This window comes from Mesorhizobium sp. M0340, from assembly GCF_040321535.1.
Classification (GTDB): domain Bacteria; phylum Pseudomonadota; class Alphaproteobacteria; order Rhizobiales; family Rhizobiaceae; genus Mesorhizobium.
Window position 1 is genome coordinate 15,444 of the sequence record NZ_JAMYRR010000040.1, and the last position, 15,170, is coordinate 30,613.

At 60.5% G+C, this 15,170-nt stretch carries 13 protein-coding genes; 10 read left to right on the forward strand and 3 right to left on the reverse strand.

The features are described from left to right. The first annotated feature begins 1 nt into the window (after nucleotide 1). From NKI79_RS31140 to NKI79_RS31185, 10 genes are all read left to right on the forward strand, one after another. Nucleotides 2-295 carry a VirB3 family type IV secretion system protein gene (locus NKI79_RS31140; RefSeq protein WP_352516259.1) on the forward strand — a complete coding sequence of 98 codons (294 nt, stop codon included), beginning with the start codon at nucleotides 2-4 and terminating at the stop codon, nucleotides 293-295. Then, entirely contained in the window at nucleotides 292-2,694 is a 2,403-nt protein-coding gene (locus NKI79_RS31145; protein ID WP_352516258.1) for a VirB4 family type IV secretion/conjugal transfer ATPase, read from the forward strand. Before NKI79_RS31140 ends, NKI79_RS31145 begins: the two co-directional genes overlap by 4 nt. Nucleotides 2,695-2,923: 229 nt before the next feature. Next, on the forward strand, nucleotides 2,924-3,835 hold the full coding sequence (locus NKI79_RS31150; RefSeq protein WP_352806984.1) for a transglycosylase SLT domain-containing protein: 912 nt from the start codon (nucleotides 2,924-2,926) through the stop codon (nucleotides 3,833-3,835). A gap of 9 nt (nucleotides 3,836-3,844) precedes the next feature. Beyond that, nucleotides 3,845-4,579, forward strand: a complete 735-nt coding sequence (locus tag NKI79_RS31155) for a type IV secretion system protein (RefSeq protein ID WP_352516255.1) — start codon at nucleotides 3,845-3,847, stop codon at nucleotides 4,577-4,579. A 183-nt stretch (nucleotides 4,580-4,762) separates the two neighbouring features. Beyond that, a complete protein-coding gene (locus tag NKI79_RS31160; RefSeq protein ID WP_352516254.1) occupies nucleotides 4,763-5,806 on the forward strand; it encodes a TrbL/VirB6 family protein in 1,044 nt (347 codons plus the stop codon). A gap of 72 nt (nucleotides 5,807-5,878) precedes the next feature. Continuing rightward, the gene (locus tag NKI79_RS31165; RefSeq protein ID WP_352806991.1) at nucleotides 5,879-6,592 is read left to right on the forward strand and encodes a VirB8 family type IV secretion system protein; all 714 of its coding nucleotides are present in this window, start codon (nucleotides 5,879-5,881) and stop codon (nucleotides 6,590-6,592) included. Then, nucleotides 6,589-7,386: a TrbG/VirB9 family P-type conjugative transfer protein gene (locus tag NKI79_RS31170; protein ID WP_352516253.1), complete on the forward strand. Its 798-nt coding sequence runs from the start codon at nucleotides 6,589-6,591 to the stop codon at nucleotides 7,384-7,386. The genes NKI79_RS31165 and NKI79_RS31170 overlap by 4 nt, the downstream gene beginning before the upstream one ends. After that, nucleotides 7,386-8,849 carry a type IV secretion system protein VirB10 gene (gene virB10 / locus NKI79_RS31175; RefSeq protein ID WP_352516252.1) on the forward strand — a complete coding sequence of 488 codons (1,464 nt, stop codon included), beginning with the start codon at nucleotides 7,386-7,388 and terminating at the stop codon, nucleotides 8,847-8,849. The genes NKI79_RS31170 and virB10 overlap by 1 nt, the downstream gene beginning before the upstream one ends. Beyond that, nucleotides 8,846-9,871: a P-type DNA transfer ATPase VirB11 gene (gene virB11, locus NKI79_RS31180; RefSeq protein WP_352516251.1), complete on the forward strand. Its 1,026-nt coding sequence runs from the start codon at nucleotides 8,846-8,848 to the stop codon at nucleotides 9,869-9,871. The genes virB10 and virB11 overlap by 4 nt, the downstream gene beginning before the upstream one ends. A gap of 13 nt (nucleotides 9,872-9,884) precedes the next feature. Then, nucleotides 9,885-12,035: a type IV secretory system conjugative DNA transfer family protein gene (locus NKI79_RS31185; RefSeq protein ID WP_352806987.1), complete on the forward strand. Its 2,151-nt coding sequence runs from the start codon at nucleotides 9,885-9,887 to the stop codon at nucleotides 12,033-12,035. A gap of 105 nt (nucleotides 12,036-12,140) precedes the next feature. Here NKI79_RS31185 and NKI79_RS31190 read toward each other — a convergent pair whose 3' ends face one another. The 3 genes from NKI79_RS31190 to NKI79_RS31200 form a co-directional block, all read right to left on the reverse strand. After that, a complete protein-coding gene (locus NKI79_RS31190) occupies nucleotides 12,141-12,389 on the reverse strand; it encodes a DUF982 domain-containing protein (protein WP_023723202.1) in 249 nt (82 codons plus the stop codon). Between the two features lie 40 nt (nucleotides 12,390-12,429). Further along, nucleotides 12,430-14,082, reverse strand: coding sequence for an MFS transporter (locus tag NKI79_RS31195; RefSeq protein WP_031195547.1), 1,653 nt, complete (start codon nucleotides 14,080-14,082; stop codon nucleotides 12,430-12,432). Between the two features lie 517 nt (nucleotides 14,083-14,599). Beyond that, nucleotides 14,600-15,170, reverse strand: a 571-nt coding sequence (locus tag NKI79_RS31200; RefSeq protein WP_352806989.1) for a transposase, incomplete at its 5' end; no start/stop codon positions are given.

Genomic DNA, 15,170 nt, shown 5'->3' on the forward strand with positions numbered 1-15,170 from the left:
CATGGACGACGAGGAAGTCTATGTCGAGCCGGTCAGCCTGCCACTGACACGCCCCCCGATGAAATGGGGGGTGCGATATGAAGTTTTTGCTCTGAACGGCATCCTGGCGGTGATCGGCTTTATCGCCACGAGCAGCTTCATGCTCGGTCTTGGGGTGTTCGGCGTGGTGCATCTGGTCAGCGCATATCTGTGCCAGCTCGACCCCTATATGTTTCATATTTTCGAGCGGCGCGTCTCCAAACGCGGAGCGGTGGCGAACCTTACTTTCTGGGGGGCGAGGAGCTATTCGCCATGAGCCTCGATGCCGACCTGAAATTTGGCCGTGAGCGGCGGCGTGAAAAGCCCGCGGCGATGCACATCCCTTACCTTCGCCATGTCGATGACAATCTGATCGTAACGAAGAGCGGCTTTCTGGTGGGCGTCATCCAGCTCAGTGGCCTGCCCTTCCAGACGATGGACCAGGCCGAGTTGAACAGCCGCATGTTCAACCGCAACACGACGTTCCGGAATCTCTCAACGTCTCGCTTTGCGGTCTACACTACCATCATCCGCCGCCACGTGACGCCGGAGATCGAAGGCGACTTTGACAACCCTTTCGTGGCCGAGCTCGACGCCCGCTACATGGATGAGCTTGGGGCGAAAAACCTTTTCGTCAACGAAGCGTATCTGACGGTCATACGCCGGCCGATGGTCGGCCGCGTCGGCTGGGTGGACAAGGCGCTCAATGCGTTCCGCATCAGCACCGCAGGCGAAGAAACCCGCGAAGAGGCGATGGCCGAACTGCAGGACGTTCTCGACGGCGTCGTCAAGGATTTTACGGCTTATGGTGCACGTCTTCTCGGTCTCGTGAAGCGCCGCAACGGCTTCTTTTCCGAGCCCGCGGAATTTTTGGCGAAGATCCTCGCCGGCGGCGTCGATGTGGAAATGCCTTTGCCGCGCATGTCCCTTGGCGATGTGCTGGCGACGCGGCAGCTGTTTTTCGGCAAGTCCGCGCTGGAACTTCGCGGACCGGACGCTGGCAAGCTCGGCGCCATGGTGTCGATCAAGGAATATCCGCCGTTCACCGCGCCGGGCTCATTGGACGGTCTCTTGCGCCTGCCACATGAGTTCGTCCTGACGCAGAGTTTCGCGATCGAAGACCGTGTCACGGCGATGCGCAGGATCAACACCATCGCGAACCAGGTTGAGGGCTCCGACGAGGCGGGCACGACAGTCGAGCAGTCCGTCCACGACGGCGCCGACAAGCTGGCCGGCGGCGAAGTCGTCTTCGGACAACATCACATGAGCGTCATGGCATTGGCACCGGATATGGCTGGGCTCAACCGTGCGCTATCCGATATCACGGCCGAGCTTTCGCGCATGTCGATCGTGCCGGTCCGCGAGACACTGAACACGGAACTCGCCTTTTGGGCGCAGTTGCCGGGAAATTTCAGCTACATCGCGCGACGCGCGTTGATCTCGTCCCTTAACTTCGCCGGCCTTTTTTCAGGACACAATTTCCCCTCGGGCCAACGCGAGAGGCTGCATTGGAAACGCCCCATCGCTTTGCTCGAAACGACCAGCCAGACAGCCTATTATTTCAATTTCCACGTTCACGATGTCGGGCACTTTACGGTGTTCGGTCCGACCGGCTCGGGCAAGACCGTGGTGCTGTCATTCCTGATGGCGCAGGCCATGCGCATCATGCCGCGGCCACGATGTGTTTATTTCGATTATATGCGCGGCGCTGAAATTTTCGTTCGGGCGCTCGGCGGTCGATACGAGGTGATGGAGCCTTCTCAGCCGACCGGGTTCGCGCCATTGCAGCTCGAGGACACGGCAGAAAACCGTTCTTTCCTGGAAGATCTGCTCATCTACATTCTAACGCCGGAAGGCGGTGCGCTGGACGTGGCGGAGATGCGCGTCATCAACGCCGCCGTCGACATGATCTACAAGATCCCGCGCAAACAGCGGACCTTCGACCTGCTGCCGGAAGTGCTGCGGGGTTCGCTCATGCCCGGCATGAATGATCTGGCCGCGCGGATACAGCCCTGGCTCGACCCGAAGGACAGAGGCTGGCTTTTCAACAATCCCGTCGATCTGGTGGATTTCTCGAAACCCGTTGTCGGGTTCGACATGACCAAAATCCTGGGCGACCGAAAGCTGCGCTCGGCGGCGTTGCTCTACATCTTCCACCGTCTTGAGGACGTCATCGACGGCTCGCCGATCATGCTCTTCCTCGATGAAGGCTGGAAGCTGCTGGACGACGAGGTTTTCGCCGCTTTCATCAACGAAACGCTGAAGACCATTCGTCGCCGCAACGGCGTGGTCGGCTTTGGCACGCAGACGGCGGAAGACGTCGTCAATTCCGCCATCTCGTCGTCACTGATCGAGCAAACGAAGACCAACATTTTCTTCCCCAACCCGAAGGCGAGCAAGGAGTCCTACATGGAGCGCTTCTCGCTGACAGCGAAGGAATTCGAGTTCGTGCGCCGAACCGCGAAGGAAACACGCACCTTCCTCGTCAAGCACGACAGCGACTCGATCGTAGCCAAGCTCGATTTGTCGGCGATGCCCGATCTCATCAAGGTCTTGTCCTCGAACGAAGCCAACAGCAAGGAATGCGCACGGCTCCGGGAGACCTTCGGCGACGAGCCGGAGATGTGGCTGCCATACTTCTGCGGATGGGAGAACGAGCATGACGAAGCGGCTTAGCAGCGCTTGTCTGGCCGTGGCTCTCGCGACGTCGGGAAGCATGACCGTGGCTGTCGCTCAGATCGCGGTCATCGACGATTCGAACCTCGACAAGCGGCAAGAGGACGAGCAGCACAGCACGAAGTCGGATGAAGCGAAGAAGGACGAAACCGACAGGAAGAAAAGCGTCGTCTGCACCTATTCGAACAAATACCGCTCACAGATGTTTCGCCGGTCCCCGGCCGACGCGTTGCAGCGCGACGCGGGCAACGTGAAAATGATCCGCTATTACGCGCAAAAGTACGGCGTGCCCGAAGGCCTGGCGCTCTCCGTCGCCTATCAGGAATCGCGCTTTGACACGTGCGCCGGGAGCCACACCGGCGTCAAAGGCGTCATGCAGCTGACCAAGGGCACCGGCAAGTCCATGGGACTGGACCGCGACGTGAACGAGCAGAATATCGAAGGCGGCGTCAAATATCTCGGAATGGGGGTGAAGCAATGCGGGGCGACAAATTACAGCTGTCTCGCCTCCTTCTACAACGGATCGAACGCAGGCGAGCAAAACCAATGGGCCGGCGGCGTCGGCCGTTGGAACAGTTACTTCAACGACTATGTGTCGAGCGGCAAGGCTCCGGCCGCCGCGCCGGCACCATTCTCGATCGTGACGGCCGACGGCGCCGGCGGCACGGCCCAGGACGCGGCCATGGGCACGGTCAGGAAGGCGGCTGGCGGCCTTGATGCAAGCTCATCGCAGATGGGCGCCAACTATGCGGCGATTGACGCGCTAGCGGGCAACGTTGGCCAAGTGACGGAATACAAGGACGCTTGGGAGCTGAACTCGTCGGCTCGTGGGATCAACGCCGATGTCACCAACCAGTACCTCGCCAATGCGGGGAATTTCACTGGCCTGCTGGCTCAACTTCTGTCGTTGCAGAACGTTCAGGCATCGCAGTCGGCCAAGCTGGTGCAACAGCCGAAGAGCGGTTCTCCAAACCCGTTCTCTTGCAATCCCGCGGAACTGGAATGGTTGAAGATCGATCGCGGCCGGTGGCTACCATGCGCGGTTGAGAATGCAGGGACAAGCTCAGCCGACAGCCGCTCGATGATCATCACCACTGACCCTGCTGGCGCTGCCAGCGTCATCGATTCTCTGCAGCAATAGGAGGCTGACATGACGAAATTCGCAATTGCCGGCAGTCTGGCGCTTTGGGCAAGCACGGCCCACGCACAGATTGCCGTCATCGATGGCGCCAATCTCGATGTCGCCCGCAAGAATGCGGACAATACCAACTCCATCATGGATTCGAACAAGGATATCCTGAAAAAGAGCGACGAGATCCTGCAGGCTCTCAGCGGCAGTCGTGACGGATCGCTCGGGATCGGACAGATGGGCCTTGGCGGCAATATGTCGATTGCCCAGGCGCCGTCGTTCGGATCGATCCTGAACGGCGGGGCTCTTTCGTTTGGCGGCCTTTCGCCCGAAATCCAGAAAATCGCCGGCGCCGTCATCAACGGGCTCCAGCTGGTGAAGCAGCTCCAGCAGATTGCCGGCAAAGAGACGAGCGCCGTCAACACGGCCTATGGCGGCAGCGTCAACGTGGCCTCGCTGCTAAGCGCGCTGACTTCGCAGGCCTCGCAAGGTGTCACCCAGCGCCAACGGTCCCTGCAGTCCGCGAGCGGGCAGATCGGGCAGTCACAGGACGTCAAGGGATCGGTGGACCAGAACACACGAATGCAGCTGGAAAACGCGCGCGCGGTCAACGAACTGATCGGCGTGCAGAACGGTGCGGTCGCGGCCCTGAATGAGAAGCTGAAGGGAGATCTTCTTCGCCAGAGCCAGGTGCAGAAGATGATGACGCCGCGCACCGTCAATCCATTCGCGGAATTCGGCAAGAGCGGGGGCTGAGCGCTTGTCGAGGCGAGTCCTGCGCATATGCGTTGTGATTGGGCTCGGCGCGGGGCTTTTTGGATGCGCTAATCGCGAACTGAAAGCTCCGTGCGGGCCTTTGGCGTATGCCCACACCGACGAATGCGGCGCGCTGAAGCCGGTCAATTCAACGCCGTTCGCCAGCATCATTGACGAGGATCCATGAACGGTCTCGCCGCAAGCATCCTCGGTGGCATTGACAACATCGGCGAGGACTTCGTTCGCACCGTCTATATGCAGTTGGGCAATGCGATGGGCAACGTCTTCACGCTGATGCTGACCCTTTATATCGTGTGGTGGGGCTATTCGATTTTGAGCGGGCGTGAGTCGATTTCGCCAATCGAAGCGGCCTATCGCCTCGGCCGCGCCGTCATCATCTATCTGCTGCTGACCAGATGGGGGACATTTTCCGCGACGATCTATCAGCTCGTGCAAAGCATTCCAGACGAGGTCGGTAAGGTGATCGTCGGCGCCGTGTCGCGGGCCACCGGCAATCAGCTCAGCGATCAGGCGGCAATTCCAGCGCTGATCGACAATCTCTACCAAGGGGCGCAGGACGTCGCCAATCAGGTCTATAGCGGATCCTTCTATGACATTTTTGGCGCGCTCTTGTCGCTGCTCGTCCTGCTGTCTGCCATCATCTTCGCAGCGCTTGCCATTGCCGCGATCATCGCCGCCAAGGTGATGTTGTTCATCACGCTGGCCTTGGCGCCGATATGGATCATTCTCTGGCTTTACCGATGGTCCTCGCGCATGAGCGAAGGCTTCCTTTCGCTGAGCACCTTCCTGATGATCCAGCAAGTCCTGATCTACGGCTTTCTCGGTTTCTACTTCTCGCTCGTCAACGCGGCGCTGAACACCGCCACGTCCGGCGGAGCGACCATGGACAGCAAAATGTCGCTGGTGCTGCCGCTGGTGCTGGTGACGATCATCGGGATCTACGTTCTCATGCAGATACCTTCGATTGCTTCGATCCTGAATGGCGGCGGGTATCTGAGCACCGTGGGAGCATACAATCCTTATAGAAACTTCGGCAGAAACGCCGTGCGCTATTCCGGCGCGCGATGGGTCGCAGGCCGCGCCGCTCGCGGCGCCCGACAGCTCGCGGCAAACAGTTTTCGATCTTCGCGAGCAGCTAGGGCGGATGCCGCAACCCGGTCCGCCATCCAGCAAGGTGCGCGCGATAACTCCAGGCCTCTGGCCTAGGACACAAGAACGATCACCGATCGCGGCGTGGATCAGAATGCGTCGCGCAAACGAGGCAATAGTAACGTGACAATGCCAGTGGAAACGGCTGCCGACCGCAGCAGCGAACTCGTCGACAAGCGCTATTACAGGGCGGGCGCGACCTGGGAAGACGACACGCACCGGTCAATGCGTCGATCGCGTACATTGGCCTGGATCATCAGCGGCGTTTCCGGACTGGTGGCGGTGCTGTCTCTGTTGGCGCTCGTGCTGATCCTGCCGCTCCGGCAGTTCGAACCGTATGTTGTCGAGGTCGACAAATCGACGGGCTACCTCGAAATCATGCGCGCGCTGAAGCCTGGAGATTTGTCGCAGAACGAAGCCGTCACGGCGGCCAATCTGGTCCGCTATATCAGGGCCCGGGAAACCTACGATTCCCGTGAACTGAAACAGAATTACGACCTGGCCCAGCTCTACTCCACCGACGCGGCATCCAAGGATTTGACGTGGCTTTTCACGCCTGCAAATCCACAATCGCTGGACAAGATTTTTGGCCGCAATGTCACTGTCTCGGTCGAGATCAAGTCGGTTTCCCTGCTCAATCGCAACACAGCCTCGGTGCGCTTTGCCACGACGACGCGGCGGGACAATTCGTCCACCACCGACGATTGGGTGGCGGTGATAAAATTCCGCTACACCTCGACGCCGCTGAAGAACGAATGGCGTTTCGACAATCCGTTGGGATTTCAGGTTACGGACTACCGCCGCGATCAGGAATCGGCGCCCGCTGCGGGGAGCCTACAATGAGATGGCGCGTGGGCCTTGCGCTGTCGGCCGCCTTTCTGCTCGGCACAATGCACGACGCGGCCGCACGCGACGGTCGCATCCGATACGTCACCTTCAACAATGACGACGTGACGTCGGTGCGCGCAGCTCTGGGTATTTCGACGATGGTCGAGCTCAGCCCGACCGAAGTCATCGAAACCGTGTCGGCTGGCGACACGAAAGGCTGGTCGATCATCCCCAAACGCGGATCGCGATTTCTGTTCGTAAAGCCGCTGGAGCGCGATGCGTGGACCAACGTCAACGTCGTCACCAACCGGCGCGTCTATTCCTTGCTGCTGCAGGCAACCGACAATAGCCGTGACCGGGCATCGTTCCAGGTCCGGTTCAAATACCCGGACGAGGATATCAACGCGCGCCTGCTCTCACAGGCCAAAGAGAGCGCCGCCGATCCGGATTTGAAGGACCTGAACTATGCCGATCTCAATTACGACTATGCCTACAAGGGTGACGACAGCCTGAAGCCGCGTACCGTATTCGACGACGGCACGAAGGTGTTTCTGGAGTTCAAGGGTGACATTCCGGCGATTTTCGTTGTCGACGACAAGCGCCATGAGTCGCTGGTCAACGTTCGCACGCAGGGCAAATACACAGTCATCGACAAGGTCGCGCAGCAATTCACCTTGCGGGCCGATGGCAAGACGCTCTGCCTCTACAACCGGGCGCGACCCAACGCCATCGATCCGGTCGAGCAAGTCTACGGTCCAACGAAACTGACAGGCGGTTCCACCCTGTTCGGATCCAGCGGAGGGCGGTGATGACCCAGATCGATTATAACCAGCTGGACGGCAGCCCGACGGTCGCGCGCCGCGGTGCGGGCGTGGGTACCAGGATCGCCCTGGTCGCCCTCGGCGTGGTGCTGGTTGGCGCGTTGATATGGCTGAACTGGCCCCGGGAGCCGGTATCGCGCGATGTTCGCAGCGACGGCGAGGAAAACTTCAACCCGCCCGAATTCCGCCCGCCGGCGTTGAACGAACCGCCGCAACCTGCCGACGGCACCATCGAGCAGATTGTGGTGCCGCCACCGGCCGCCGACCAGAGCGGCGCGCAACAGGCTACCAATGTCGATCAGACCGTGCAGGAGGGCGCGGATCTCGATGCGCAGCGGCGCGCGCTGGAGGCGCAAATGGCGGCAGAGGAGGCTCGCCGCAAGGCCGAGGCGGAAGAAGCCCGCCGCGAAGCCGCGGCAGAGGAAGAGGCTCGCCGTAAGGCAGAGGCCGCCGAGCGCGAAAAAGCGGTGTGGGAACGCCTGCGCTCGAACCAGATGGTGACGAATGATCAAACCGGCTCGACGGATGCCGGCGCCCAGGCGGCGCAGGTCGAGATCGCGCCCGACGGTCAGATCATTCCGGTCCCCGGCGCCGACAGTGATCCCAACAAGGCATTCCTGGCGCAGTCTGAGGCAAGTTCTTCCGGCATCGTCAAAGCCAGGGTCTTCCGACGCACCGATGCGTTGATCCCTGAAGGCACGATCATTCGCGGCTATTTGGAAACCGCGATCAACACCGACCTTCCCGGTGCCGTGCGCGCTGTCGTGCGTGAGGATGTCTTCTCGCTCGACGGCAGGCGGATCCTCATTCCGAAGGGCTCGCGCCTGACCGGAGAATACCGCTCGGGGCTTGCGCGCGGTCAAAAGCGTGTTTTCATCGTCTGGAGCAGGGTCATCCGCTCGGATGGCATTTCCGTCGACATCAAATCGCCTGGTGCCGACGCGCTCGGCCGCGGCGGCATGGGCGGCCGTGTCGATACGCACTGGGCTGCACGGTACGGCAACGCCATCATGCTTTCCGTCGTTGGCGGAGTCTCTGAATATCTGTCCTCGCTTGGCGATAGCGGGCAAGATGGCCAACAGCGCCAGGTGTCGACAATCGATCCCGTAACAGGTGAGACCACGACCCTAACTTATGGTGGCAATGGCTCGCAGCGCGACGCCCGCAGCATCGCGTTTGATAAGTCATCGACCGCCTTGCAGCAACTCGCGCAAGAGGCGTTTCGCGACACGCAGAACATTGGCCCGACAGTCTACGTCGACCAGGGCACATCGGTCGTCGTGCTGGTGCGGCGAGATCTCGATTTCTCGGACCTATACGCCGATCCCGTCCAGGAAGAAGTTGCACGCCTGAAGGCAGGTGGGCGGCCGAAGGCGGCGATCGATCCGACGCCTCTCTACGGCATGCCGACGGATCATTTTTATTCCGGCTATGGGAGCCCGGTGAAATGAATGCCGTGCATCCCCTCCCTGACCCTTGGGCGAGAGCCCCGGTCCTGCGTGCTCATCTGGAACCGATATGGGCCTATTTGACCGAAGATGCGGTGTCCGAGATTGCGATCAACAGGCCGGGTGAATTGTTTATCGAACGCCTCGGCGCGAAGGAAATGGAGCATGTCGTCAAGCGCGAGGTCACGCCCGGCTGGATTAGGCATATCTCGACGGGTGTCGCCTCGGCGACAAATCAGGTCATCAACGAAGAGAAGCCGGTCCTGTCGGCCGCTCTACCCTCGGGTGAGCGCATCCAATGCATCTTGCCGCCGGCGGCTCCCGAAGGCGGGGCGATTTCGATCCGCAAGCAGGTCATCATGGATATGAGCCTTGCTGCCTACAAGGATCTCGGCGCCTTCGAGGACACGGCAATGGGCAGCGGCCTTGCGCTTTCAATCGAAGAAAAGCGACTCGTCGAGATGTTGCACGACACGTCGCCAATGGACTTCCTGCAATACGCGGTGCGCAACCGCGTCTCGATCGTGGTTTCAGGCGGCACGTCAACCGGCAAGACGACTTTCTTGAATGCGCTCTTGAAGGAGATCCCGGCCCATGAGCGGATCATCACGATCGAAGACACCCGCGAACTGAGGCTGCCGGCTCCCAACAACGTCACCTTGATAGCCTCGAAGGGCGACCAGGGGCTTGCCAAGGTCTCCGCCCAACAGCTGCTCGAAGCCTCGCTTCGCATGCGGCCCGACCGTCTGCTTTTGGGCGAGTTACGCGGCGCTGAAACCTTCGCGTTCCTCCAGGCGATCAACACCGGCCACCCGGGTTCGCTCACGACCGTTCATGCCAATTCCGCCCGGTCCGCCTACGAGCGGCTGGCGCTCATGGTCATGCAGGGCAGTTCGGGCCTCTCACGAGGCGAAATCCTCGGCTATCTGCGCGAGGTCATTCCGGTGGTCGTCCAGATGGTCCGCACCGAAGGCGGACGGCGCGGCATCAGCGAGATCAAGTTCACCAAGGCCGAGACAATCTAGCGGGGGCCTATCCATGCAGAAAATCGCAACTGCAATTTTCATGGTGCTCATGGCGATGGCCCTGGGCGCCCTGGTCTTCACCGTCGTCTATGCCGCGACAGATTGGTTCAGGACTGGCTCCCGGGTCCTGTTCGACCAGTTGAACGCCAATCCCTTGCCCGTCGTTCGTCTGGCCTGGGCAGATACGATAGCGGGGAATGTTAGCCGGGTACAATACGCCGTCGCCGCAGGGGCATTAGGGTTTCTTGCGCCGCTGGTCGGCCTGTTTCTCATGCGCCCGAAAAAGCGCAACGACTCTCGCTTCATGACTATGAGCGACGTATCAAAAACCGGCCTGACGAAAGTTGGCGGCGTCTTCGTCGGTCGAGCCGGCGGCAGGCTGGCCGAAATTCTGTCGCCCGGCCGCGATCAGCGCTCCGGCAAGATCCGCTTGACCCAGCGCAAGCTGATCGGCGGCAAGAAATTGTGGATTGATGGCGATGATGTCGGCGGTTTCGTCATAGGACCGCCGCGCTCCGGTAAAGGCACGTCTCTCATCATCCCGAACGTCTTGACCTGGCCGCATTCGCTCGTGGTTCTCGACCTGCGGGGCGAGACCTATGCGGCGACTGCCGGTTACCGTTCAACCATCAGCCGCGTGGTGCGTTTTGCGCCGGCTGATCAGGACGGCAATACCGCATGCTACAATCCGATGGACTTCATCTCGCTGGATTCGGCGCAGCGCGACATCGACCTTCGCAACATCGCTGCGGCGCTGTTTCCGCGACCGCCCTCAAATGCCGACCCTTATTGGGTGAACGACGCCCGTCTCCTTTTTACCGGCATAGCATCCTTCGTCATGGAATCGCCGACGATCCCAAACCAGAAAAAGACCTTTGCCACAATCCTCGAGATCATGAACGGTGCCGAGCAGCCGCTCCTGGAATTCATCGGCTCGCTGCGCGAGGAACGCCGCCGCGAATGTTCGCATTTCACATTGCAAACCCTGCTGCCCTACTTTGAGATGTCTGAGCGGCAGTTCTCCGGAATCTACGCCGGCGTGCGCACCGGCATGGCCCCCTTCCTCAACGAGCGCCTGATGCGAGCCACCTCGCGCAGCACGTTCGATATTCGCAGGCTCAAGCGGGACCGGATTTCTCTCTATCTCGACGTGCGCCGCGAGCAGATCACTTCGCTTGGACCGTTGTTCAACGTCCTGATCACGCAGATGATGAACTTCATGTCGGAAAGCCTGCCGCAGCCGGGCGAGCATCCGGTACTTGTGCTGCTCGACGAGTTCCAGAACCTCGGCAAGCTGGAGAACGTCACCGAAATGGCGAGCGTGCTCGGCGGCAACGGTGTTTCGATGTGGTTTTTCGTGCAGTCGTTGAAGGCTGTAGGCGAGATCTATCGCCAGGAAGGGCGCAAGACGCTCATTAATGCCGCTCGCGTGCAGATCTTTTTCGGCGCGCAGGATGCTGACGATCTGCGCTACGTTTCCGAGCAGCTCGGCGAAAGGTCGGACGTGCAAAAAGACGTGACGCGCACCAAGGCGACGTTGTTCGACACTTATTACACGCGCTCGGAGCACCGCAAGGAAGTGCGGCGGCCGCTCATGCGGCCGGACGAAATCCGCACGCTCGACAAGAACAAGGTCATCATATTGCCGCGCGGCGAGCTGCCGATCCTTGGCACGCGCAATTTCTATTTCGCCGACGGCCAGCTCGCCAAACGCGCATTCATGCCCCTGCCCGCCTCTACCGACGCTTCGCGCACGAAAAGACCTGCGCTGGACGCTTCCGCGGCGGTTCCATCTCCTGCGCTCCCGACGATTGTGCCGACAGCACCGGCGTACCGCTCAGGCCTCTTGCAGACGCGCCTACGGCGCGGCGCAACATTTGCCGCAAAAGCCGGCCGTATGGCTCCGCCGCGGGGCCGGCGCACAATCGTCAAAGAACGGCCGAAAGCAAGCGACACTGCAGGTGTGCCACCTTATGCCGCCATAGATTTTTCCGCGTTGGCGGCCAAAGCGGTGACAACACGCATAGCGCCAGAAAAAGAAGCGGCGGTTGCGGCTATCCTAAACAAGGTGCGATCTCTCCGAGCCCACGCATCCGACACCGAGGCTTTCGATCGAAATTTGAGCGTCGTCGAAGATACTTTGCCTGATGTAGTCGACGGGTAGGAACTGCTGCGCCCTGCTCGTGTCAGATAGAAGAGCGGCAACGTCATGCCTCAGGCCTTCCGTATCAGCCGCCAGTTGCCGGGCGGTGCCGCTTGAGCACTCCAGTCAATCGCAGCGTAGAATCTTTGCTTCGCGCGCGACCGCGACGAAAGCCCTGCGGGCGGCGGGTGGATGAAGCTCACCTCGTATAACCTTCAGACAGGCGTCCATAGCTGCCCTGTGCTTCTCCGTCTGACGACCACCAAGATCCCGCAGCAGGATGGAGGCCGCATCATTAACATCGAACACGGTGCGTTCTGTATAGCGGCCAATCTGAATCACAACTGGCCTCTCAAATCTTACCAAGCCGGTCATCTACCCTCACCCTTGAAACTCTATCAACAACAGCCTGCGATCACCGGCGGAAGAAAAATCGCGTCGGTTGATCCCGCTTGCGGGTTGCCCCGGTCGGCCGCTCAATCGAAAGTTTAGTAAGAGGTGGGTTTCCACCCATGTTCAATTCGAGCAGACGTTGGTCCAATTCCTTGTCCGCCGCTGTGAGGCGATGGTTTAGGCGCAGATAGTCCATCCAGGTCGGCGTGCGGAAGGTTTCTGTCCAAAGCGAGGAATCCTGAAGATCGCGCTGGAGGTTCCAGTGCCTGGCGCCGACGCGGCTTTGCACCCGCCGTCGTTCCTGCATCTGATCGAGGAAAGCTTCGACGTTTGCCTCCGGTATTGAGTACTCGATCTTGATGACGATCGGGCCGCTTCTCGGCTTCAGGTCGAGAGCGAGTTGCGGTGTCTCGAAGCCAAAAGGATCCTGATCAGAGTCTTGCCATTGACGGATCGGCAACAGGAACCCGGTGGCCGCGACCATCAGTAGCGCAGCAGCTGAAATCTCCAGGGCTGAGGCAAGCGAATAGTTCTCAGCCACCGTACCCCACAGCCAACTGCCGGCCGCGATACCACCCGACGAAAGGGCATAATAGATCGAGAGCGTGCGACCAACGACCCACCTTGGGCTTGCCAATTGAACGCTTACGTCGAGCCCCGTCCAGGTGACCACCCATCCCGCGCCGCCGAGCGCCAGCGCAATAGCCGCCACTGCCACTGAAGACGTGAGAGCAAGAGATAAACAACACGCCGCGCAAGCAATGCATGCCAGTATTGTCAGTCGCTCCTGGGAGAGCGACCGTCTCAAAACATTGTTGCAGATGCCGACGCACAAGGCGCCGGTCCCGAAGCCAGCCATCAGGATGCCATAAACGATCGGTCCTCCGCCTAATTGATCGCGGGCAACGACAGGCAGGAGCGCGAGTATGGAGATGCTGGTCAGGCCAAAAAGCGCGCCACGCGCGATTGCCGCCTTGATCTCCGCCGATAGCGCCGTGAAGCGCGCTCCGTCATGAATGGCCGTGGTCAATGGCTCGCGCGGGAGGGGGGACGAGCGAACATCCCATTTGCGGCGCCCTATGGTCCACAGCAGCGCTAGATAGGTCAGCGTCGCCACAGCGAAAGCTGTCAAAGGTCCAAAGGAGGCAACGACAATGCCACCAAGCGCCGGACCGACGCTTCGAACAGCGTTATATCCAACCGAGATGAGCGTAACCGCGGCTGGAACTTCGCGTTTTCGTAAGATGTCGCCGACCGACGCGTGCCAAGCGGGATCGGTGAAAGCGGCGCCCGCTCCGGCCAAACAGCTGAATGCAAGAACCATCCATGGATTGAAAATTCCCAAGCCTGCAAGAACCGTCAGCATCGCCGAGGACAGCGCTATCACGGACCAGCCAGCGAACATCAGATTGCGGCGGCTGAAATTATCAGCCAGGGCTCCGGCGATGATCGACAGGATGAATGTAGGCAACGTCGTCGAAGCCTGCACCAAGGCGACCATCACGTCGGAAGTCGAAATGGTCGCCATCAGCCAACTGATGGCGACAGTTTGAATTAGCCAGCCAAAGCTGGACACCTGCGTAGCAAGCCAGATCGATCGGAAAGTTGCATTCTCGAGCGGCGCAAATGTCGCCGACGAAGCTGGAGTCGCATCTGCGGGCGCCACCCTGCTCATTGGGTTGAGCCCTCCCCTCGATCTATCGGTCGCGTTTAGAGGTGCCCTCCCGGCGCAGGTGCCCGTGGAGGAGTAGCAGCATGAGCGCATTTGCTAGGGATAGCGCAAGACAATTCTTCACCGCCGGCGCTCTGGCCGAAGCGATTACTTGGTCTGGAAGAAAAGGCGGATGCAGCCTGACCGCAAATCGGGCATCGCACCGAGTTTAGGAATTGCCGCCTTCGGGAAGGAGACCTTCATTCCGCGCGGGAAACGATGCCCATGGAAAGCCTGGGACGACGGCGCCGATTTCTATCAGAGAGCTGGCCCGCAGCGGATTCAACGAAGCCGGGCCACACCTACCTAGCCGCCTTGATGCACGGCGATAAGCTTTTGACGGCCTGAAGCGACGCTGTGGTCGCCGTTGCGGTGCTTTTCCACGCGCCTCGTCAGGCGCCGGGATTGCTCCGTCGTGATGGCAGGCGGGGGTTTGCAGGTTGCGGTCGACGGGTTCGTTTCGGGGCGTCTGCCCCCATCGTTATGTCGCGAGTTGGGGGATGCGATCGAGGACGATGCGCAGGATGCGCTGGTCGGGGCACGATGTCGGCAGGTGCAGGCGGACTTGCGATTTCATCTCGACCACCCGCGCAGCGATTTTGATGAGGCGCAATCGCAGCGTGTCGAATTGGGCGACGGCAAAGCTCGAGCGCCTCGGCATCGCGGCCCGCAAGCCCCACATCAACCAGTAAGCACCGGCATGCAGGAATAGCCGGAACTGGTTGGCCGTCGCTCTGGTGCAGGATGTGCGGTCGGCGGCAAGATGCGTCTTCCACGACTTGATGTGGTTCTCGGCCGCGCCGCGCCGGCAGTAGACATCCTCGTAGAGCGCCTTGGCCTTCCCACCGGCAAGGTTGGTGACGACGAAGCGGATATCGCCACCTTGGGCGCCGACCTCGACCCGCGCGATGATGCGCTCGACGCGGCTCCAACTAGCGGCGCCGTCAACGAACTCCTTGAACCTGCGGACCTTGCCTGTCTTGGCCGACGCTTCGAAGCGCGCCGTCGTGCTGGCCTCCAGATCCGCGACATGCTTGCGCAGGGTCGTGGTG